General features: G+C 54.0%; 18 protein-coding genes. 10 read left to right on the top strand and 8 right to left on the bottom strand.

All coding sequences use genetic code 11. From position 1 onward, the window contains the following. Positions 1-38: 38 nt before the first annotated feature. From JF44_RS0109390 to JF44_RS0109370, 5 genes are all read right to left on the bottom strand, one after another. Positions 39-1,685 (bottom strand): U32 family peptidase C-terminal domain-containing protein, encoded by a 1,647-nt coding sequence (locus tag JF44_RS0109390; protein WP_033068723.1) that lies wholly within the window; start codon positions 1,683-1,685, stop codon positions 39-41. Positions 1,686-1,920: 235 nt separating this feature from the next. Continuing rightward, positions 1,921-3,441 (bottom strand): alanine/glycine:cation symporter family protein, encoded by a 1,521-nt coding sequence (locus tag JF44_RS0109385; protein ID WP_033068722.1) that lies wholly within the window; start codon positions 3,439-3,441, stop codon positions 1,921-1,923. Positions 3,442-3,472: 31 nt separating this feature from the next. After that, positions 3,473-3,907 (bottom strand): universal stress protein, encoded by a 435-nt coding sequence (locus tag JF44_RS0109380; protein ID WP_033068721.1) that lies wholly within the window; start codon positions 3,905-3,907, stop codon positions 3,473-3,475. Positions 3,908-4,248: 341 nt separating this feature from the next. After that, complete coding sequence (locus tag JF44_RS0109375) at positions 4,249-5,478, bottom strand: allantoate amidohydrolase (protein ID WP_033068720.1); 1,230 nt, start codon at positions 5,476-5,478, stop codon at positions 4,249-4,251. Positions 5,479-5,495: 17 nt separating this feature from the next. Further along, positions 5,496-6,161 carry a DUF1028 domain-containing protein gene (locus tag JF44_RS0109370; protein WP_033068934.1) on the bottom strand — a complete coding sequence of 222 codons (666 nt, stop codon included), beginning with the start codon at positions 6,159-6,161 and terminating at the stop codon, positions 5,496-5,498. Positions 6,162-6,403: 242 nt separating this feature from the next. Here JF44_RS0109370 and JF44_RS0109365 point away from each other — a divergent pair, with 242 nt between their 5' ends. From JF44_RS0109365 to JF44_RS0109340, 6 genes are all read left to right on the top strand, one after another. Beyond that, positions 6,404-7,975 carry an ABC transporter substrate-binding protein gene (locus tag JF44_RS0109365; protein WP_033068719.1) on the top strand — a complete coding sequence of 524 codons (1,572 nt, stop codon included), beginning with the start codon at positions 6,404-6,406 and terminating at the stop codon, positions 7,973-7,975. Positions 7,976-8,063: 88 nt separating this feature from the next. Continuing rightward, positions 8,064-9,011, top strand: a complete 948-nt coding sequence (locus JF44_RS0109360; RefSeq protein ID WP_033068718.1) for an ABC transporter permease — start codon at positions 8,064-8,066, stop codon at positions 9,009-9,011. After that, the gene (locus tag JF44_RS0109355) at positions 9,008-10,945 is read left to right on the top strand and encodes a dipeptide/oligopeptide/nickel ABC transporter permease/ATP-binding protein (protein WP_081944392.1); all 1,938 of its coding nucleotides are present in this window, start codon (positions 9,008-9,010) and stop codon (positions 10,943-10,945) included. The genes JF44_RS0109360 and JF44_RS0109355 overlap by 4 nt, the downstream gene beginning before the upstream one ends. Beyond that, complete coding sequence (locus tag JF44_RS0109350; protein ID WP_033068717.1) at positions 10,938-11,930, top strand: ABC transporter ATP-binding protein; 993 nt, start codon at positions 10,938-10,940, stop codon at positions 11,928-11,930. Before JF44_RS0109355 ends, JF44_RS0109350 begins: the two co-directional genes overlap by 8 nt. 52 nt (positions 11,931-11,982) lie before the next feature. Beyond that, positions 11,983-12,852 carry a FadR/GntR family transcriptional regulator gene (locus JF44_RS0109345; protein WP_081944391.1) on the top strand — a complete coding sequence of 290 codons (870 nt, stop codon included), beginning with the start codon at positions 11,983-11,985 and terminating at the stop codon, positions 12,850-12,852. Between the two features lie 31 nt (positions 12,853-12,883). Continuing rightward, positions 12,884-13,948 carry an osmoprotectant NAGGN system M42 family peptidase gene (locus tag JF44_RS0109340; RefSeq protein WP_033068716.1) on the top strand — a complete coding sequence of 355 codons (1,065 nt, stop codon included), beginning with the start codon at positions 12,884-12,886 and terminating at the stop codon, positions 13,946-13,948. Here the strand turns inward: JF44_RS0109340 and JF44_RS0109335 are convergent. Further along, positions 13,939-14,355: an acyl-CoA thioesterase gene (locus JF44_RS0109335; RefSeq protein WP_033068715.1), complete on the bottom strand. Its 417-nt coding sequence runs from the start codon at positions 14,353-14,355 to the stop codon at positions 13,939-13,941. The genes JF44_RS0109340 and JF44_RS0109335 overlap by 10 nt on opposite strands. Before the next feature lie 523 nt (positions 14,356-14,878). Here JF44_RS0109335 and JF44_RS0109330 point away from each other — a divergent pair. The 3 genes from JF44_RS0109330 to JF44_RS0109320 are packed head-to-tail and all read left to right on the top strand — an operon-like array spanning position 14,879 to position 18,853. Then, positions 14,879-16,237, top strand: a complete 1,359-nt coding sequence (locus JF44_RS0109330) for an NAD(P)-dependent oxidoreductase (protein WP_033068714.1) — start codon at positions 14,879-14,881, stop codon at positions 16,235-16,237. A gap of 25 nt (positions 16,238-16,262) precedes the next feature. Next, positions 16,263-17,540 (top strand): NAD-dependent dihydropyrimidine dehydrogenase subunit PreA, encoded by a 1,278-nt coding sequence (gene preA, locus JF44_RS0109325; protein ID WP_033068713.1) that lies wholly within the window; start codon positions 16,263-16,265, stop codon positions 17,538-17,540. Between the two features lie 35 nt (positions 17,541-17,575). Then, positions 17,576-18,853, top strand: a complete 1,278-nt coding sequence (locus JF44_RS0109320; protein WP_033068712.1) for a Zn-dependent hydrolase — start codon at positions 17,576-17,578, stop codon at positions 18,851-18,853. 95 nt (positions 18,854-18,948) lie between these two features. Here the strand turns inward: JF44_RS0109320 and JF44_RS0109315 are convergent, their stop codons facing one another. After that, entirely contained in the window at positions 18,949-19,800 is an 852-nt protein-coding gene (locus JF44_RS0109315; RefSeq protein ID WP_238318415.1) for a substrate-binding periplasmic protein, read from the bottom strand. A 93-nt stretch (positions 19,801-19,893) separates the two neighbouring features. After that, on the bottom strand, positions 19,894-20,544 hold the full coding sequence (locus JF44_RS0109310) for a TetR/AcrR family transcriptional regulator (protein WP_033068930.1): 651 nt from the start codon (positions 20,542-20,544) through the stop codon (positions 19,894-19,896). Between the two features lie 506 nt (positions 20,545-21,050). Here JF44_RS0109310 and aptA point away from each other — a divergent pair. Next, positions 21,051-22,382: an omega-aminotransferase AptA gene (gene aptA, locus JF44_RS0109305; RefSeq protein ID WP_033068711.1), complete on the top strand. Its 1,332-nt coding sequence runs from the start codon at positions 21,051-21,053 to the stop codon at positions 22,380-22,382. Positions 22,383-22,610: the final 228 nt, after the last annotated feature.

Below are 22,610 nucleotides of genomic sequence, written 5' to 3'. Positions count from 1 at the left end.
GCTGCCGTTTGTTTTTGTGCGGATGGTGCAGATGATGCCTATTCAGCAGCAATCGTTTTGCCGTCTTTTTCCAGCATCTCGCCCTGTTTGCGTTTGCCAAGAACTTCGCGTGCCTTGGCGTAGCTTGGATCGTGCCAGAAGATCATGCAGCCATTACACCCACGGCCACAGCAGCCTTTTGTGCCGATGCGTGGTGTTCTGAAGGTGCGGTCTTTCTGACGGTCATCGATGGCTGTTTTAAGGGCTTCGCGTTTGGCGTCATAACGCTCTTCGTTGCCCTTGCCCATCTCGATCTTGTGGCCTTCCTGATCAAGTTTCAGGCGCTGCCATTCGTCTTCGGTCAGCGCCTTTTCCTTGCGGATGATGGTCATCGGCGGGAAGGCGGTGCGCAGATATTCCGGGTCTTCCTGATCAAGCAGCGAGAAGGGAATGCGCACCAGCGGTTGTTTGCCCGCATGCACTGCTTCGCCGACCTTGCCGGTTTTGGCATCGATGAATTCATACATGCGGATAAAGACGGTTTTGCGACCGCGCGGCGGGACGATTTCAATCACATCCCCTGCCAGCATGCGGTTTTTCACCGTCATGATGAACGCATCGTCTTCGACGGTTTCGATCTGCCCGGCAAATTCCCAGTCAGATACGTTGTTGTTGCTGTCATAGCCGTGCGCATAGTTGGTCAGACGGCCTTCGTGGAAGGCAAGGGTATAGCCACGGTTGGGAATGGTGGCGAGTTCCTTCATATAGTCGTCAGCCGACCAGTTTTCCGGGTCTTCGTACCAGTCATCAATTGCCATGCGGTATGCGCGCGCCACCAGACCTGCGTAATAGGCACTTTTGCCTCGCCCTTCGACCTTGAGGCTATCAACCCCGATTTTCAGGTAGTCTTCAAGTTTCGGCATGATGCAAAGATCACGTGAATTCAGGATATAAGACCCGCGTTCGTCTTCCTGAATTTCCATCAGCTCGCCCGGACGCATTTCTTCTTCAAGGAAGAAATCAAACATTTCCAGGTTTTCTTCGGTCAGTTTGAGTTCCTTGACCGTGCCGTCTTTCAGCTTCATGTGGACTTTGTATTTCCAGCGGCAGCTGTTGGCGCATGCGCCCTGATTGGCCCCGCGTTCGGCCATGAAGTTCGACAGCAAACAACGCCCGGAATAGGTCATGCACATCGACCCATGCACAAATGCCTCGATCTTGATGTCGGGGCATTTTGCACGGATTTCGGTGAGTTCCTCATAGGAAACCTCACGGCCCAGCACGACAAGCTTGGCCCCGATGCTTTGCCAGAACTTCACGCTTTGCCAGGAACAGACGTTCGCCTGTGTTGAAACATGCAAATCAAGTTCCGGCGCATGTTCGCGCACAAACATGAAAACACCCGGATCAGCCACGATCAAACCATCGGGGTTCACCTTCCGCACGGTATCGACATATTCCGGAAGCTTGTCGATGTCCTTGTTGTGCGAGAACAGGTTAAGCGTCAGGTAAACGCGCACGCCATGTTCGTGGGCGAAATCAATGCCCTCGACCACGTCCTCAAGCGACATCTGGCTTTTCACCCGAAGGGACAAGTCCGGCGTGCCCATGTAAACGGCATCTGCGCCATACAGCACAGCAACCTTTAGCTTCTCGAGCGAGCCTGCGGGCATCAATAATTCGGAACGGCGCGGTTGAACACTCATCACTTGCGGGTCTTTTCTGTTCGTCGTCTGCGGGAAATCTCTTTGTCCCAATTCATCTGGGACTTTGGCGCGCTTCATAACATGGCGCGTCTATGTTGCCGATTAAAATCGCACATTTGCGTTGCTTTGCATAGGTTGACTGCTGATCACCTGCCATGCCATTCGCACAGGTCACAAAAAACACCCCCGCCAGAAAAGGCAGGGGTGTTTGAATTCAGATTGTTTGGGCAAGGGCCTATTTGACCTTTTTGATCTCGCCGCTTTCGATCTTTTCCCAGTACTGATTGATCTCGCCGCGAACGACCGACATCAGGAAATAAAGACCAATGATGTTGGGGATCGCCATGGCAAAGATCATGGAGTCCGAGAAGTCAATCACCGGACCGAGGCTCATGGATGAACCAACGATCACGCACAGGCAGAAGAACAGTTTGAAGATGATCTCCTTGCCTTTGCCTTCACCGACCAGATAGGTCCAGCTTTTCAGCCCGTAATAGGACCATGACAGCATGGTGGAGAAAGCAAACAGCACAACAGCAAGCGCCAGAATAAGCGGGAACCATGTGAAGGCCGATGCAAATGCCGCCGAGGTCAGCTCAACACCGGTCAGGCCGGAATTCAACTCGCCACTGATGGTAATGACAAGGGCGGTCATAGTGCAGATCACCACCGTATCGATGAACGGCTCCAAAAGGGCGACATAGCCCTCGGTAACCGGTTCCTTGGTGCGTACCGCCGCGTGGGCAATGGCCGCAGAACCGATACCTGCTTCGTTGGAGAAGGCAGCACGTTTGAAGCCCTGGATAAGGGCACCCACCACACCACCGGCAACACCGGCACCGGTAAAGGCCCCGACAAAGATCTGGGCAAAGGCATCACCAACCATCGAGATGTTGGAAATGATGATGATCATGCCTGCGGTGACATAGATGATGGCCATGAAGGGCACGATTTTTTCGGTCACCTTGGCGATGGATTTAATCCCGCCAATGATCACGACGCCAACGATGATCGCCATGACAAGGCCAAACAACCAGCCGGAACCGGCAAGGAAGCTGTTTTCACCGCCCGTTACATTGAGAACCTGCTGGAAGGCCTGATTGGCCTGGAACATATTGCCCCCGCCAACAGCACCACCGATACAGCAGACCGAAAACAGAATGGCCAGAACCTTGCCAAGGCCCGGTTTGCCTTTTTCTGCCAAACCCTTGGACAGGTAATACATCGGTCCACCGGAAACGCGCCCGTCGGGCAATTCGTTACGGTATTTAACACCCAGCGTACATTCGGTGAATTTCGATGCCATGCCAAGAAGGCCTGCAAGGATCATCCAGAATGTTGCACCCGGCCCGCCGATGGAAACGGCAACCGCCACACCGGCGATATTACCAAGACCGACCGTACCCGAAAGGGCAGTGGCCAACGCTTGGAAGTGCGAAACTTCACCGGCATCATCAGGATGGGAGTAGTCCCCCTTGACCAGCGAAATCGCATGGCCGAATTTGCGGAACTGAACAAAGCCGAAATAAAGGGTAAAGATCGTCGCGGCCACCACCAGCCAGCCGACAATCAGTGGAAAGGCCGTACCCGCGATGGGCACGGAATAAAACATGGTCCCGGCAATTACGTTTGAAATTGGTGCAATTGCTTCGTTGATTCGTTGATCAAGGCCGACTTCCTGCGCTTGCGCGATTTGAGGCAGGATGGCCGACAGCAATGCAACGGCGCTTGCCGTCACTGTTTTGTTCCAGAACATGATGCTTCTCCGGTTTATATTCGTGAATGCCTTACGGAACGACTGTGACCGGAACAGGCGATGCCTGTACCAGCGTGAGCGGCAAACTGCCCAGCAGTCTTGCACCCAAAGCAGAACCACCTTTGCGGCCAACAATGATCTGACACGCGCCTTTGTCTTCGGCGATTTTGCAGATCAGTTCGCCGGAGTGGCCGTAACGGACTTCCGAAGTAACCGGTATTTTAAGCTTGTTTAATGCCTCCAGCGCGGGCTTGAGCGTTTGCTCTGCTCGCGACAATTCTTCTGTTCGCCGTTGATGGCGTTCTTCAAGTTCCTGTGTTGACAGGAAGCTGTACGGGGACCATTCAAGAACGTAAACCAGATGGACTGCACAGCCTTCGGCTGCTGCGCGTTTGCCCGCAAACTCTGCGGCACGCTGTGCGGCATCTGTTCCGTCATAGCCCACAAGAATTGGCTGATCGGTCATGTGCTTCTCCTGATCAGAGACTGAAAATTAAGGCAAATTCCCCCACGGATGTAATGCAGTTCCTCCCTGCACCTGTCGCTTGGTTTGTGACGGCGATACGACGGTTCCCCCGATATGCATTTGCCGCCGCCACCCAAGGCGACCTGAAAATCATACATAAAAATGAAATAAATTCGCCAAAAAGTTGAATATGAAAAAATTATGTAGTTCTAAAGGTTGGCGTTTTGGGCCCCAAAACAAAACAATGCCCGCTGATTTGACCAGCTGGCACTGTAAAATATCGTGAAATGTTGGAAAAAAAGTGGGTGTAACCGGTTGAAGGTTCCTGATTCTGGCCGTAATTACAAACCCTTCATCGGGCCAACCATCTGCAGAAAGTCGATCAGGACATGTGCGGCAACATCAATGTCGTGCGGTGTGACGGACTCATCGGGATGGTGACTTAATCCGTCGCGGCATCGTACAAACAACATGCCAATGTCGCACAGGTCATGCATGGCAAGGCCGTCGTGGCCAGCACCACTAAACAGGCGATAGGGTTCAATCCCCTGTTCGCCAATCGCCTGTCCCAGTCCATCCATGATCCAGTTTGCGCACGGCACTCCTTCTGCCTCATAGGTCAGGTCTGCGGCGATTTCGACCCGACGATTGTTGGCGATATTGGGAAGGGTAGACAAGATTCCACCCCGGCCATTGACCCGAACAATCCGTTCAGGGGCACGTAGCTCAATCGTCAGATCAACGTGATCGGGTATGACATTAACGGCATTGGGGTTGACTTCGATCTTGCCGACAACACCGACCATGCCCTCGGTCGCGGAGCAAACCGCTTCGACCTGATGAATGACATCGGCGGCGGCAACCAGCGCGTCATGACGGTCATTCATCGGCGTGGTTCCGGCATGGCTGGCCTTGCCCTGAATGCGGATGCGGTGGCGTTCAATACCGGTGAGTGCGGTGACCACACCAACCGGAAGATCACGCTTTTCAAGAACCGGTCCCTGTTCGATATGGGTTTCGACAAAGCCCAGAACGGTCTTTTTATCGCGCTTTAACGCTGGAATATCTTCGGGCGTACAGCCAAAATCACGCAGGGCTTGGGCAACCGAAATGCCCTTGTCATCCGTGGCCTCAAGCGATTTGGGATCATGCTTTCCGGCAAGTGCGCGTGATCCGACAAGGGTGGACTGAAAACGTGTGCCTTCCTCATCACCAAAGGCGACAATTTCAATCCCGAACGGAAGTTCAACACCCGATGCCCTGAGGTGCTCAATCACCGCAATCGGCAGGGCGACACCCAGCATCCCGTCATATTTTCCACCCGATACAACGGTGTCCTGATGCGACCCCAAAATAAGGGTGGGGGCACCATCAAGGGCCTTTTGATCGCGCCCGACGATATTGCCTGCGGCGTCAATTTCGCTGATCAGCCCGGCCTTGGTCATCCAGCCCCGGATCAATGGGGTTACGGCGCGATGTTCATTGCTTAGAAACAGGCGGGTAACGCCGGGACCGGGTTGGCTGTGGGCGGCGGCTTCTTCGAGACGGTCAAAAACAATTTGGCCAAGCATGGAATATGGTCCTGACGCTAGTATTGGTGGGGCTTGTTCGGGGTGGGCAGTCGATCAAAGAACCGGCGATATTCAGGATCACGGGTCATGTCATAAAGACGTTTAAGCTCTGTGATGGGGGTGGCATGGTCATCCACACGCAGATCAAGCGGCAGGCTATCAGGTGCGACAATCTTGATCATGGCCGATGTGGTGCCGCGGACATCCCCCCCGGCCTCAAAGCCTGCGATCAGGGATTCCATCATGCATGTTTCGAACGGTTCGGACGATTTCATCATGGCGTCAAATCGTGCCTGCATGGTTTCCGGCACAGCGCGATGTGCCAGCATGTTACCCCCGATCACCAGGTTATTTGTTGCGATATGCGCGGTTTCCGGCCGGTTTTTATCACCGGTCCAGACGGCAGTTTTGCCGGTTTGATCAAGGACAAGAAGTTGTCGCCAATGGGATCCATTGTCGGCGCCAACAAGTTCATCGCGCACCGACTCGGCATTTTTCCGTTCGTTGAGCATGTTTAAGCCGTTGATCCCGTACCAGTAATTTGTCGAAAACCCTTGGGTGGCGATGGCACCGACACCTGGTCTGATGTGGGGGACAAACCCGCCAACAGCCAGATTTCCCGTCGCACTGGCGATGCCCAATGCTTCGGTTTTCGGGTCTCTGGCGACGATGGTGTAGGTCATTGTTCCCGCCTGTCTGACAACGTCAAAGGTGCGCTGTTTTAAATTTATCATGATAAATATTTGCTCAAATCAAATTTATCATTATAAATAGGATTTGCAACCGTGACATCCGAATGCATCGACAACGGGTTCGGAAAACGGGGAACGTCCAATCAAAAAAAGACCACCTTGCAAACGGTGCGTTGTCGAGCGGTTCGGTATGAGCCGGGGGTAACAGGAAGGTTTCAACAAGGGAGGCTTGAATGAAAAGCCTGTTTAAAGGGGTGCTTGCAGCAGCAGCCCTCGCGGTTTCGGCAATTGGTTTTGGCCCGACGGCCGAAGCACAGACTCCACCAGGTGTTCTGGTGGTTGGTCAGATTGCAGAACCCAAATCACTTGATCCGGCGGCCGTGACCGCCGTGAATGATTTCCGTATTCTGATGAATGTTTATGATGGTCTGGTGCGCTACAAGGACGGCACGCTCGAAGTTGAGCCCGCCCTTGCAGAAAGCTGGACGATCTCAGATGACGGCACGGTATATACCTTTTCCTTGCGCGAAGGTGTGACCTTCCACGACGGAACGCCGTTCAACGCCGACGCGGTGAAATACAATTTCGACCGTATGCTTGATGAAAATCACCCGGAACATGACACCGGTCCTTTCCCGCTTTCGTTCTTCTTTAGCGCGGTGGAAGAGGTCGAGGTCGTTGATGACCTTACGGTCAAATTCCAACTGAATGCGCCCTATGCGCCGTTCCTGTCCAATCTTGCCTATCCCACAGGTCTGATCGTATCGCCAAGTGCGGTGCGCGAAGGGGGCGCGGATTATGGCCGTAACCCGGTTGGAACGGGTCCGTTCAAATTTGCCGAATGGGAAAGCAACGCCAAGGTGGTTGTCGTGCGCAACGATGATTACTGGGAAGATGCCGCCAAGCTTGAAGCGGTTGTGTTCCGCCCGATCACCGATGCCAACACCCGTGTTGCCGAACTGATGGCCGGCGGGATTGATCTGATGGTCGAAGTGCCGCCAGACAGCCTGACCCAGCTATCCGGTGATGCGAACTTCAGCGTCTATGAACAGGCCGGTCCGCACCTTTGGTTCCTGATCCTGAACCTGAAAGAAGGTCCATTCCAGGACAAGCGCGTCCGTCAGGCGATCAATTATGCCATCGACAAAAAGGCACTGGTTGAAAACGTCCTGCAGGGCACTGCCGAAATCGCAACCGGTCCGACCCCGCCTGCATTCGCATGGGCCTATAACGAACAGCTTCAGCCGTATCCGCATGATATTGAAAAGGCCAAGCAGCTGATCAAGGAAGCCGGTGCCGAGGGCGCAGAAGTGACCTTCTATGTTACCGAAGGCGGTTCGGGCATGCTTGATCCGGTGCCGATGGGCGCTGCCATTCAGGCAGACCTTGCCCAGATCGGTCTGACCGTTGCCATTGAGACCTATGAATGGAACACCTTCCTTGGCAAGGTGAATCCGGGGCTTGAGGGCAAGGCGGACATGGCCGAAATGGCATGGATGACCAATGATCCCGATACGCTTCCGTATCTGGCACTGCGCACCGATGCATGGCCGGACAAGGGGGGCTTTAACTCCGGGTATTATTCCAACCCGGAAGTTGACAAGCTTCTTGAGGCAGCCCGTTCTTCGACCGATCAGGCAGAACGCGCCAAGCTGTATCGCGAGATGCAGGAAATCGTTTATGACGATGCGCCCTGGGCCTTTATCGCCAACTGGAAACAGAACGCGGTTTCAAGCACGATGGTTGATGGCTTCAAATTGCAGCCGTCCTTCTTCCTGCTGCTTGATGACGTCGTAAAGAACTGATCTGATCAAAATAGCCGGGGTAAGGTGCCTTGCCCCGGCTATTTTACTGTAAAGCCCGTTTCCCGCACATAGCCAGACGAGCCTTGCCATGCACGTCTATATTTTACGTCGATTGATCCTGATGGTGCCGGTTTTACTGGGCCTGACCGTGATCGTTTTTCTGATTATGTCGATGATCCCCGGTGATCCGGCATTGGCGATCCTTGGATCCTATGCCACGCCGGACAATGTCGCGAAATTGCGCGCCGATCTTGGTTTGGACAAAACCATGGTTGAACAATACTGGATCTGGCTGACCAATATGCTTCAGGGCGATTTCGGGCGATCCTATAGCCTCAATCGTCCGGTTCTTGACGAAATTCTTGAACGGTTTGGTGCGACGCTGATTTTGGCGGGAACGTCGCTTGTCCTTTGTACGATCTTTGGTCTTCTGACCGGGGTTGTATCGGCGGTGCGCCAATATGGCTGGGCCGACAAGGCACTGACCTTTGCCGTTCTGATCGGGATTTCCGTGCCAAGTTTCTGGCTGGGGCTTTTGTTGATGATGTTTTTTGCCGTGGAGCTGCGCTGGCTTCCGGTCAGTGGCATGTATGCCATTTATGGCGGCGGGGATTTGCCCGATTTGATCCGTCATTTGATTTTGCCGTCCATCACGCTTGCCGTTGTCGCCACCGGGATCATTGCCCGGCTGACACGGTCGAACATGCTTGAAGTGCTGCGACAGGACTTCATTCGCACAGCACGGGCCAAGGGGCTTGATGAAAACCGGGTGATTTACCGCCACGCGTTTAAGGCCGCCCTGGTCAATGTCATTCCGGTGATTGGCGTTCAGGCGGGCTTTGTTCTGGGCGGGGCAGTTTATATTGAAACTGTGTTTCAGTGGCCCGGCATTGGCCGCATGCTGGTCAATGCGATTTCCACGCGCGACATTCTGCTGGTGCAGGGTGGGGTGGTTCTGGTCGCGGGTAGTTATGTCCTGTTTAACCTGTTTGCCGATGTCATCCAGCATCTGCTTGATCCGAGGGTGAAGGCATGACCAGCAACACAGCAACAGCATCCGAAATCAAAACTAAAAAGCGATCGGCACGGCCATCAGCCTTTAAGCTTTTGGCGCGTAATCAGCTTGCCCTGATGGGGGCCGTGATTTTGGCCCTTGTGGTCTTGATCGTTCTGATCACACCCATTCTGCCCCTGCCAGACCCGGATGTGACCAACCCGGCACAGCGGCTTTTGCCGCCCTTCTCCGACGGACATTTGTTGGGCACGGATCATTTGGGGCGTGATTTGCTGTCACGCTTGCTTTGGGGCACACGGGTCAGTCTTGCGGTCGGGATTTCCGCATCGCTTGTCGCGGCTTTGTTTGGATCAACCATCGGGATTGTGTCGGGCTATTTTGGCGGGCGAACCGATAACATCATGATGCGCGGCATCGATATGTTGATGGCCTTCCCCTATATCCTGCTGGCCTTGGCGATTGTCGCCGCACTTGGTCCGGGGTTGATGAATGCGCTCTATGCGATTGCGGTGGTCAATATTCCGTTCTTTGCGCGTAACATTCGCGGCGTCACAGTGGGGATTGCCCATCGGGAATTTGTCGATGCGGCCAAACTTTCCGGCAAGGGACATATTCGTATCCTTTTGACCGAAATTTTGCCGAATGTAATGCCGGTCATCGTGATTACGATTTCGACCACCGTCGGCTGGATGATCCTTGAAACGGCGGGGCTTAGTTTCCTCGGGCTTGGGGCACAACCACCACAGGCAGATTTGGGCTCCATGCTGGGCGAGGGGCGCAAGCTGATCACGACCGCACAGCATCTTTCGGCCATTCCCGGGGCGATGATCTTTATTCTGGTCATGAGCATCAATTTACTGGGCGATGGCATTCGCGATGTGCTTGATCCACGTTTGAAATCGGGTGCTTTGGCCCGCCCGGCGCCGCTGACCAAAATTGACCGCAGCGACCAAGGTACAAGCAACCAGATTGCCGATGAAACCGTTCTTGCTGTTGATGACTTGCGCACCGAATTTGTCTTGGGTGATGACACCTATAAGGCGGTCGGCGGCGTCAGCTTTGATGTCGGCAAAAACGAATGCGTTGGTCTGGTTGGTGAGTCCGGTTCGGGCAAGTCGGTAACCGCACTTTCCCTGCTTGGACTTGTGGCGTCGCCACCGGGCACGATTGTCGGCGGGCGTGTCATGTTTGATGGCAAGGATGTCTATGACATGACTGAAAATCAGGTGCGTGACATTCGCGGTGGCAAGGCGGCCTATGTTTTTCAGGATCCGTTATCGACGCTGCATCCGCTGTTCTCAATTGGCGATCAGTTGGTCGAAGCCATCCGCGCCCATAATGCGGTGAGCTACAGGGATGCCTGGGCCAAGGCGGTCAAATTGCTGGGCATGGTCCGCATTCCCAACCCCGAAAGCCGGGCCAATAATTATCCCCATCAGCTGTCAGGCGGGATGCGTCAGCGTGTTGGCATTGCAATGGCGCTTGCCAATGAGCCGCGCCTGATCATTGCCGACGAACCGACCACGGCCCTTGATGTCACCGTGCAGGCGCAGATTTTGAAATTGATGAATGATCTGCGTACCGATCACGGAACGTCGGTTTTGTTCATCACCCATGATTTTGGTGTGGTGTCGGAAATCTGTGATCGGGTGGCGGTGATGTATGCCGGGCGGATTGTTGAAATGGGCACCACCGAACAGGTGCTGAAACATCCAGCTCATCCCTATACCAAGCGTCTGATTGATTGTGTGCCACGTCTGGGCGAGCCCGACCGGCGGACATCTGCCATTCCGGGGCTGCCACCGGCGGTCAATAATCTGCCTGCGGGCTGTGCCTTTGCCGATCGTTGTGATCGGGCTGAGGAAAAATGTCGGGTTGGTTCCATCGCATTTGATGATCTGGGCGATGGTCATGGTGTGCGGTGTATCAAACCGATGGAGGGTGCAAATGTCTGATGTGTCTGACGTCGTTTTGCAAACAAGCGATCTTGTCCGCACCTTTGGTGGCGGCAGGACGTTGTTGGGTGGCAAAAAGCCGACGGTTTATGCCGTGCGCGGGATTGATGTGGCGGTGCGCAAGGGCGAAACCCTTGGCATTGTTGGTGAGTCCGGGTGTGGCAAGTCGACTTTGGCGCGGATGTTGGTGGGGTTGGATCGCCCGACCGAAGGTAACATCACCCTGACCGGATCGGATATGAATGATCTGATTTCCGACGATCGCCACGCGCTGTCCAAGCGTATTCAATATGTGTTTCAGGATCCGATCAGTTCGCTTAACCCGCGTAAATTGATCCGTGAAACACTGGCGGCACCGCTACGCTATTTGCGTGGTCTTTCGGGCGATGCACTTGAAGCCCGGATGAAGGAACTGATGGATGCGGTGAACCTGCGTCCGGAATTCCTGGATCGTTATCCGCATGAATTTTCCGGCGGGCAGGCACAGCGCATTGGCATTGCCCGTGCCCTTGCGGCTGAGCCGGAAATCATTGTGCTGGATGAGCCGGTTTCTGCCCTTGATGTTTCCGTTCAGGCACAGGTTTTGAACCTGTTGTCGGACTTGAAAGATCAATTTGGCCTGACCTATATCTTCATCAGTCATGATCTTTCGGTGGTTGAAGCCGTCAGTGACCGGGTCGCGGTGATGTATTTTGGCCGCGTGGTCGAACAGGCACCGGGCCGGGCCCTGTTTGAAAAACCCCGCCATCCTTATACCCGTTTGTTGCTTGATAGCGCGCCGGTGCCCGGCAAGCGCGGGCTGACGGTCGAGGATGCCACGGCAGAACTGCCCGACCCCTTGGCACCACCACCGGGATGTGCCTTTGCGCCGCGCTGTTCACGCGCACAGGATGATTGCGTTGCCAAGGTGCCCGATGCACATTATGGCCTTGATAATCATGATGCGGCATGTTTCCACCCGCTCAACCCGGTGACAACGCGGTAAAACAGACTAATATGCATGCCAAGATGGGTTGTGGCGCGACAGGGAAATTAAAATGACAAAAAACCCGATCAAGGGGCCGGATCAGGACTTGGAACTTAAGACACGCCCGCGCAAGCGAGAGCGTAAAAGATCCGATATCATTGCCGATGCGCTAAAGGATTACATTGCCCAAAAGGGACTGCGTCCGGGCGAACGTCTGCCCCAGGAAGCTGAACTGATCACCCTTCTTGGCGCGTCAAAGGGCACAGTGCGCGAAGCCTTGAAGTCAATGGAAACACAGGGCCTGATTGCGACGCGCACCGGGCCGGGTGGTGGGGCATTTATAGATACCGTGTCCGAAGGCCGTGCGGTCGAACTTTTGGCCAACTACTTCTTTTTCAAGAATCTTTCGATCCGCGATATATACGAGCTGCGCATTCTGCTGGAACCGGAAATGGCGGCGGCCTGTATTGGTCATATCAGCGACGATGATTTCGAACGTCTTGAAGAAGTCATGACCTGGTATGCAAGCCACCCGCAATCGATTGAGGAAGCGCGCCGTCAGCGTGTCAAGGAACTTGAATTTCATCTGATGCTGGTGGAGTTGTGCCCCAATCCGCTGTTGTCGTTTATCTGCCGGTTCATGATTGATCTTTTGATGAATTTGACGGTTTGCAAAAAGATCTATGACCAGCCCAATACAGAACTTCGTGAAATCGGACGCAACTACCAATTCCGCCTGATCGAAGCATTACGCAAGGCCGATGGCGAAACCGCCCGTGCGGTAACCTATCAGCATATGTGTGCAGCCCAGCGGTTGATGGAAGAACAGGAAGCGGTGGTGGAAAACCGTTTCTTCCGTTCTGGCAATATTGATTTGCCGCGCGACCTGTCACCAAGTGCGGAATTGCGCGCATTGTCGGGCATCGCAACCAAACACTAGACGCACCACCACGTCCTTCAGGACCAATATCATGTCTGTTTCCCATATCGATCGCCAATATCTTAGTGCTGTTCTGGCAAAACTTCTGACGATTGACAGTCCGACCGGCATGACCGAGGCCGCGGTCGCCTTCGTCTGTGAGGAGCTGCGCGATATGGGCATTTCGTTTGAATTGACCCGGCGGGGGGCCATCCGTGCAACCGTACCTGGCACACAGCAGGTCGATCACCGGGCGGTTGCCGTGCATCTTGATACGCTGGGTGCCATGGTCAAACAGATCAAGGATAATGGCCGGTTGGAAGTTTCGATGATCGGGCACTGGTCATCGCGTTTCGCTGAAGGGGCGCGGGTTACGGTTTATACCGATAATGGCAAAACCGTGCGCGGCACCATCCTGACGATCAAGGCATCGGGTCATACCTATAACACCGAAATTGAAAGCCAGCCGGTTACGTGGGAACAGCTGGAACTGCGTCTGGATGCGCGGGTGTCAAATGGCGATGATGTGCGCGCACTTGGCGTCAATGTCGGGGATATGGTCGCAGTCGACACCAATGCCGAATTCACCGACAGCGGGTTTGTCGTATCGCGCCACTTGGATGACAAGGCCGGTGTTGCTGCCGTTCTGGCGGCGATCCGTTCGGTTGTTACGGGCACAATGACCCTGCCGGTCACATGCAAGTTCCTGTTTACCATTGCCGAGGAAGTCGGCCTTGGTGCGCCCCATATTCTTGATGATGATATTGCTGAACTGGTTGCGGTTGATAACGGAACAGTCGCGCCCGAACAAAATACCAGCGAATATGGTGTGACGATTGCCATGAAGGATATGTCTGGCCCGTTTGATCGCAAATTGAACCGTCATTTGCTTGATCTGTGCGAAGCAAATGGGATTGAACATGCGCGTGACGTGTTCAAGTTTTATCTAAGCGATGTTTCAGCCGCGCTTAAGGCGGGCTATGACGCACGTGGATCATTGATCTGTTTTGGGCTGGATGCATCACACGGGCATGAGCGTGCGCATATCGACAGTTTTGTCGCGGTTGCGGATTTGCTGGTGGCCTATTTGCAAAGTCCGCCGCTTGATCAGGCCTGATCTTCCGCTTCGCGATCAAGTGGGCGGGACTTGCCATCTTCGTTTAGCGCGACAAAGGTAAATATGCCTTCTGTCACTTTCTCTGATGTTTCTTCATATCGGGTTTGGCGCCACGCTTCGACGTTGATGCGAAGTGACGTGCGCCCGACGTGGATTATGTCGGTAAAAATCGAGACTTCATCACCGACATGAACCGGGCGCAAGAACGACATGCTGTCGACAAAAACGGTTGCAGTTCGCCCCTTGGCGCGCCGTGCCGCTGCGGTTCCCGCGGCCAGGTCCATTTGTGACATCAACCAGCCACCAAATATATCCCCGGTCGGGTTGGTGTCTGCGGGCATGGCAACGGCGCGAACCGACGGTTGCCGGTTGGGCGGGGTTTCCGTTGCGTCAACTGTTTGCGACATCAAAGATTTTCCAAAATGGGCCTGAGGAATATGACGTTACTGTAACTGATCTTGCGAAAGCCAGTAAAAATATTGCCAAATCAGCAACATGGCCGACCTATTCCTGTGTTGGGATGGCGCGGTTTTGGTGCGGCTGAACGGCACGTATTTGCCGAAAATGCTGGTGTTTTGCGGGCCGAACAAGAATTCGAATTTTTAATCTTGACCAAATGATCAGGATTGGACATGCTGTATCCGTCAGAGAGAGGCATCTGCACGTGTAATCAACCGGGGATAACCCCGAAACTATAAATGCGCGGCAGATTAAATACTGGGAACCGGCAAAAGCCGGACGGATACGCCAAGAATGTCAGTACACGAGACCCATAGTTGGTCGGGCCCGCCCGGCTGCGTGACGCCATAAGTGCATTCTGATCGCATCAATTGTGCGATCTATCTGGCCACGGGTCGATTGTATTTTCATTCTTGTTTTGTCTCTCGATGACGTCAGGAGAGGACGCCTTTTTGGCAGGGAGACAAACCAATGACCACCTTGCAGGCCAAGCAAGTTTCAAAATCCGGTGCCGTTCACGGGAATGCCGGTCACAATCATAGCGACGACGGTTTTTCCGATCTGCATCCGGCCTATTCCGAGTTACAGGCCATGGCGGAAAGCAACCGCTGCCTGTATTGCTATGACGCGCCATGCGTGACCGCATGCCCGACATCAATTGATATTCCAAGCTTCATTCGCAAAATCAGCACCGGCAACCCGGACGGGGCGGCAAAAACCATTTTGTCGGCCAACATCATGGGTGGCACCTGTGCGCGTGCCTGCCCGACCGAAGTTCTGTGTGAAGAGGCCTGCGTTCGCAACGTCGCCGAAGATACCGCTGTTGAAATCGGAAGCCTGCAGCGCTTTGCCGTTGATCATCTGATGGAACGCGATCTGCCCCATCCATTCAAACGTGCGCCGAAAACCGGCAAAACGATTGCCGTGATCGGTGCCGGTCCGGCAGGCCTGTCGTGCGCGCACCGCGCGGCGATGCTGGGGCACGATGTTGTCGTGTTCGAAGCCAAACCGAAACCGGGCGGGCTTAATGAATATGGTCTGGCTGCCTATAAAATGACCGAAGATTTCGCCCAGCGCGAAGTTGAGTTCCTGATGGGCATTGGCGGGATTGAAATCGAATATAACAAGGCGCTTGGCAAGGACATCAATCTTGCGGACCTGAAAGCAAAATATGATGCCGTCTTTGTCGGTGTCGGCCTTGGATCGACCAACAATCTTGGCCTTAAGGGCGAAGAGTTCCCGGGCGTTGATGATGCGATTTCCTTCATCGAACAACTGCGTCAGACCGAACCGAAATCCGATATGCCGGTTGGCAACAATGTGATCGTCATTGGTGGGGGTAACACTGCTATTGATGCCGCCGTTCAGGCCAAGCGTCTGGGGGCAGAGGAAGTCACCCTCGTCTATCGCCGTGGTCCTGAAAATATGTCTGCGACCGAGTTCGAACAGGATTTGGCCAAAACCAACGGTGTCGTTGTGCGCTATTGGGCCAAGCCGGTTGCGATCAAGGCGAATGGCAAGCTGATGGGCATGTCGTTTGAAAAAACCGAACTTGATGCCAATGGCAAACTTGTCGGCACAGGCGAGACCTTTGACGTGCCTGCAGATCAGATTTTGAAGGCCATCGGACAAAAAATCAAAACCGATGACCTTGCCGGGATGGGGATCACCGGCGGCAAAATCGTGGTCGATGAAACTTATCAGACAACCGCCCCGGGCGTGTTCGCCGGTGGGGACTGCATCAAAAGCGGTGAAGATTTGACCGTGCAATCGGTCGAGGACGGCAAACAAGCCGCGATTGCCATTGATGCATTCCTGAAATCCGCCTGAAACGCCAGCAAAGGGAGAGAGAAAAATGGCTGATCTAAGCTGCAAAATCGCCGGGATTGATTCGCTAAACCCGTTCTGGCTGGCGTCCGCGCCGCCGACGGACAAGAAATACAACGTTGTTCGTGCCTTTGAAGCAGGCTGGGGTGGGGTTGTTTGGAAAACACTTGGTATTGATCCGCCCGTGGTCAATGTGTCCTCGCGCTATGGCGCGCACCATGACCAGAACCGTCGTCTTCTGGGCATCAACAATATCGAGCTGATTTCCGACCGACCGCTTCAAACCAACCTTCAGGAAATCCGCGAATGCCGGGTTGAATATCCCGATCACGTCATCATCGGATCAATGATGGCCCCGATCGAGGAACGCGCCTGGAAGGACCTTGCCCAACAAATCGCCGAAAGCGGTGTGCATGGTCTTGAGCTGAACCTTGGTTGCCCGCACGGCATGTGCGAACGCGGCATGGGGTCGGCCATTGGTCAGGTGCCTGAAATGGTTGAGCAGGTCACCCGTTGGGTCAAAGACAGCGTTGATATTCCGGTCTTTACCAAACTGACGCCCAACATCACCAATATCCTCTGGTCTGCCGAAGCAGCGCTTAAGGGCGGGGCGGATGCGGTGTCGCTGATTAACACTGTTAACTCGATCATCTCAGTCGATCTCGACAGTATGGTGCCCGAACCTGTTGTTGACGGCAAAGGTACGCACGGTGGCTATTGCGGGTCGGCGGTCAAGCCGATTGCGCTGAACATGGTGGCCGAAATTGCCCGCACACCGGAAACCCGCGATCTTGAGATTTCCGGGATTGGTGGCATCACCACCTGGAAAGATGCGGTGGAGTTCATGGCGCTAGGATCGAACGCTGTTCAGGTATGTACCGCAGCGATGATCTATGGTTTCCGTGTGGTCGATGATCTGATCGATGGCATGAGCCAATGGATGGATGACAAGGGCTACACCAGTGTCGAACAGTTCACCCGTGCGGCCGTTCCGCAGGTTGCTGACTGGAACGAGCTTAACATGAACTTCGACACCAAGGCGGTGATCAACCCTGATAACTGCATCGAGTGCGGACGTTGCCACATCGCATGTGAGGATACCTCACATCAGGCGATTACCATGACCGACAAGCCCGAAGGCGGCCGTTTGTTCGAAGTCGTCGACGAGGAATGCGTGGGCTGTAACCTGTGCTACCACATTTGTCCGGTGCCTGATTGCATCACCATGGAGCCGGTCAAAACCGACAAGCCGCCCATGACCTGGCCGGAACATCCGCTTAATCCGATGCGCATGGCTGCAGAATAATCCATCAGCGCCACCAGAACGAAAGGACTTGATTAATGACCGTTCAACCCAGTGTTCGAAACCTGTCAATTGACGGGGACCGCCTTTGGGACAGCCTGATGGAAATGGCCAAGATCGGCAAAACCGCAAAGGACGGCGTATGCCGTCTGGCGCTGACCGATCTTGACCGCGAAAGCCGCGATCTGTTCATCAAATGGTGCAAGGCCGAAGGGTGTTCGATCCGGATCGACAAGATGGGCAACATCTTTGCCCGTCGCGAAGGCCGCAATCCCGATCTGCCCCCGGTCGTGATGGGAAGCCACCTTGATAGCCAGCCCACGGGTGGCAAATATGATGGCGTGTATGGTGTGCTGACCGGACTTGAAGTCATCCGCACATTGAACGAAGCCAAGTATGAAACCGAAGCCCCGCTGGAAGTCGTTTGCTGGACAAATGAGGAAGGCTCACGTTTTGCCCCGGCGATGGTGTCATCAGGCGTCTTTGCCAAGGTGTTTGACCTTGAATACGGTCATTCACGCGCAGATATCGATGGCAAAACCATGGGCGAGGAGCTGGAGCGTATCGGCTATTTGGGGCCGGATGATCCAACCATTGATGCCCATCCGATGGGGGCCTATTTCGAAGCTCATATCGAACAGGGCCCGATCCTTGAGGACGAAGGCAAGGATGTTGGCATCGTTACCGATGCGCAAGGTCAGCGCTGGTATGAAATCAAATTCACCGGTGTCGAGGCCCACGCAGGTCCGACCCCGATGAAAACGCGTAAGGACGCGTTGCTTGGCGCGTCGCGTGTGGTCGAACTGGTCAACAAGATCGGTCTGGATCGATCCCCGCTTGCGTGCGCCACGGTTGGCATGATGCAAATCCATCCGAATTCACGCAATGTGATTCCCGGTGAAGTCTCCTTCACGGTTGATTTCCGCCATCCCGACGATGCGGTTCTGTCTGATATGGACAAGGCGCTGCGTGAAGGGGTGGAAAAAATCGCCAAGGACATCGGGCTTGAGTGCGAGTTGGATAATATCTTCTATTATGCGCCGATCCCGTTTGATGAATCATGCGTTGATGCGGTGCGCAAAGGTGCTGAACTTGGCGGGTTCTCGTCACGTGAAATCGTTTCTGGGGCCGGGCATGATGCCTGCTATCTGGCGCAAGTGTGCCCGACCGCAATGATTTTCATCCCATGCGTGGACGGCATTTCGCACAACGAAATCGAAGAGGTTCACAAACCTTGGTCTGATGCCGGTGGGCAAGTGATGCTCAGTGCGGTCTTGGCCAAGGCCGATGAGACCGTGATGGCAAAATCCGACTAAAATCAAGCCAACCTCCCGTGGCTGACAATCTAGCCACCCAAGGCAGGGCGGGGTTCATCCCCGTCCTGTTTTTTTGTGCTGGTGGGCAAGGGGGATTAGCTGCCGGAATCTGATGTCAGGTCGATCAGATGGTTTTCAGTCCATTTTGCCAGGGTGCCGTCTTGAGCAAGTTTTTCGATGTGCAGGTTGATGTTTTTAACATGACGCATACAGGGGCTTTGGCGGGAAAACAGGAAATAAACCTCGTTTCTGTCGATGGGGGGCTCGATCATTTTGATTTGGTCAACCACCTTGTCGCGATGCAAATTGGTCATCCCGTCAAAGCGCCCCAGCATGACGTAATCGACCCGCCCGCTTAGCAGGACATCGAAAATGCGATCACCCGTCGGCGAGAAAATCATATCAAGTCGCTGTTCGGCAAACTGATCAATATATTCGCCATAGCTGCCCCCTTGCGGACGGGCACCACGGTGCCCAATCAAATCATTAAGGTCCTTGACTGCAAAGTCACGTTCACGGTGTTGAAACACCATGATGTCGTCATTGGCAAATGGGGCACTGTAAAAGTAACTCTGATCACGTTCGTTGGTGAAATATGCCCCGGTGAGGACATCAAGTTCACCTTTGCGCAGCATCTGTAACGTGCGGGTCCATGGAATATCCAGGTGCCGTTTGAGCCGGATGTTATGGTGCTTGGCATAGTCTTGCAAAATGTCGATGCCAAGTCCGGTATGCTGACCATCTTCGCGGACGTAGCTGATGGGCTCCCAGCCATTTGCCCCGCCAACAGAAAGGGTGTGGCATGTGAAGGGAGACTGGCTTTCTGACGATCGGGGCGCTTTTTCAGTTGCGAAGACCGCTGTCGAAAACATGGCAACCAGACCGCCTGTCAGGGTCGCGCTTATTGCTTTGCGAACGGCACAAGTGATCGACCTGGGGCGCGCCATCTGGGCCTCTGAGTTGTGGTAACTTAGGATTCCCTTATAAATCTGCGCTGGTGGACGGAAATACAACTATCCAGAGGTGGTGAACGGGATGTCTTAGGGGTGGGTTTCGTTAAGGCCGACACCTTTAAGGATGATCCGAACAACGTTTTCCTTGGCCTCTGCGAATTGTTCCTCGCTAAGTGGCTGGTCATTGTTGAAGATTTCGATCTGGCGACCAAAATCGGCATAATGCTGGGTCGTTGCAAAGATCATATACATCAGCGAATAGGGCTCGATATCGTCCATCTTGCCTTCGTCGATCCATCCCTTGATCACGATAACCCGACTATCAAGCCAATCCTTGACGGTGGTCGAGATATATTCAGACGAAAATTTGGCCCCACGGATGATTTCATGTGCCCAAAGACGCGACCCGTAAGGACGCGCGCGCGATAAATCCATCTTGGCTTCGATGTAGCCACGCAAAATAACCGCCGGGTCGGCACTGTTATCAAATGTCATGGCCGCTTCAAGCCAATGGTCACAGACATCTTCCATAATGCGGCGATAAAGGGCCTCTTTGGTGCTGAAATAATAATGCACATTGGCCTTGGGCACCTTGGCGATTTCTGCAATCCGCGCCGTGGTTGCACCCTTGAAGCCGTAATCGGCAAAAACGCGCTCTGCAGCTGCCAGAATTTGTTCTTCATTTTCCTGACGTATCGCGGCCTTGTGTGCCCCGTTTGCTGCGGGTTTTGTGCTCATTTCCATGTCCCGTTTCGCGCCGCTTTGAATGGAGGTCATTCGCGTTCTCTGATTTGTGTCATTTATCTTGACCGTTTGGTCAGGTTAAAATAACCTCTACCACAAATATGAAGAAGAAACTTTTTTATGCGCGTTGATCTTGACCATGGTCAAGAGTCGGTTTTGTCCAAAATATCGAACAGCACCGATGAAAGATAAACACAAAAATGACGCGGTAAACAAAAAACAGAGTCGCTGAAATGGTGTTTAACGGTCGAATATTCGAAACAGTTCCGCGGTGGTGTTAAAGCGCTAGTGCATGGGCATGCCTCATGCTAACGATTTTGCTTGCCCGTGTTTTGGGCCGTTCCGATTGCGAAGTGTGCGACATATTGGTCATTGAGCCAGTTGGTCATTGAGCCAGACGGGTGTTGCAAAACGGAATGTATAAATTCAGATGCCGGTGCGTGGTGCCCGCCACCCGACCCGGTCGAGAGAAGCACTAAAAAGGTACGGGAGACCTTTTAATGACAGCCACCACGAAAATCAGCCGTCCGAACGATCTTTCGGCATTCTGGATGCCTTTCACGGCCAACCGCCAGTTCAAGCAGACCCCGCGTATGCTGGTTTCTGCCGACGGCATGTATTACAAAACCGACGATAACCGCGATATCCTTGACGGGACTGCAGGTCTTTGGTGCTGCAACGCCGGTCACAAGCGCCCGAAAATCGTCGAAGCCGTTAAAGCGCAGATGGATGAGCTGGATTATGCCCCGGCATTCCAGATGGGCCACCCCAAGGCGTTTGAACTGGCAAGCCGTCTGGCACAATTGATGCCGGGCAACCTCAACCATGTGTTCTATACCAACTCCGGTTCTGAATCGGTTGAGACCGCGCTTAAGATCGCGCTGGCCTATCACCGTGCACGCGGCGATGGGCAACGTACCCGTCTGATCGGTCGTGAACGCGGCTATCATGGTGTGAACTTCGGCGGTATTTCGGTTGGTGGTATTTCCGGTAACCGCAAAACATTCGGTCAGATGCTGGGCGGTGTGGACCATATGCGTCACACCTATTTGCCAGAAGAAAATGGCGTAACCCGTGGCATGCCCGAACATGGCGCCTTCCTTGCCGATGATCTGGAACGCATCTGCGCATTGCATGATCCATCAACAATCGCAGCCGTGATTGTTGAACCTGTTGCCGGTTCCACCGGTGTTCTGATCCCGCCAAAAGGCTATCTTGAACGCCTGCGCGAGATCTGCACCAAGCACGGCATTTTGCTGATCTTTGATGAAGTCATCACCGGTTTCGGTCGCCTCGGTGCGCCGTTTGCCGTGGATTACTTTGGTGTGCAGCCTGATCTGGTCACGACCGCCAAGGGGCTTACCAACGGTACCATTCCGATGGGGGCCGTATTTGCCACCGACGATATTCACGATGCCTTCATGACCGGCCCGGACAACATGATCGAGTTGTTCCACGGCTATACCTATTCCGGAAGCCCGGTTGCCTGTGCTGCGGCCATGGCAACGCTTGAGACCTATGAAGACGAAGGTCTGTATGGCAAGGGCAAGGAACTTGGTCAGTATTGGGAAGATGCGGTTCACAGCCTGATTGACCTGCCGCTGGTCAAGGATGTGCGTAATCTGGGCCTGATCGGCGCGATCGAGCTGGAGCCGATTGAAGGTTTCCCGACCAAGCGTGCCTTCAATGCCTTCCTCAAGGCGTTCGAGAAGGGTATTCTGATCCGGACCACAGGAGATATTATTGCGCTGTCGCCGCCGCTGATCATTGAAAAATCACACATTGATCAGCTGTTTGGTACGCTGCGCGAAGTGCTTAAAGAGATCGATTAAGATCGAAGAAATTGCCCCCTGCCTGTTTCAAACGGGCAGGGGGTACTGGCTTACGGAACCAAAAAAGAAAACGGTTCTGTAACGCTGCGGAGGAAACATCTGTTTCGCGATTTTTCCAATCGCGTCCCGTCTGGGAATGGACCCTTAAAAAAACAAACAGGGTTCTTGGGGCGCGAAAGGACATAAGTCCAAAGATCGGCATAAGCCGGCAAACGGACATAAAAATAT

This window comes from Thalassospira australica (genome assembly GCF_000763295.1).
Taxonomy (GTDB): domain Bacteria; phylum Pseudomonadota; class Alphaproteobacteria; order Rhodospirillales; family Thalassospiraceae; genus Thalassospira; species Thalassospira australica.
The sequence above is the reverse complement of the archived record's forward strand: the minus strand, read 5'-3'. Positions and strand labels throughout refer to the sequence as shown.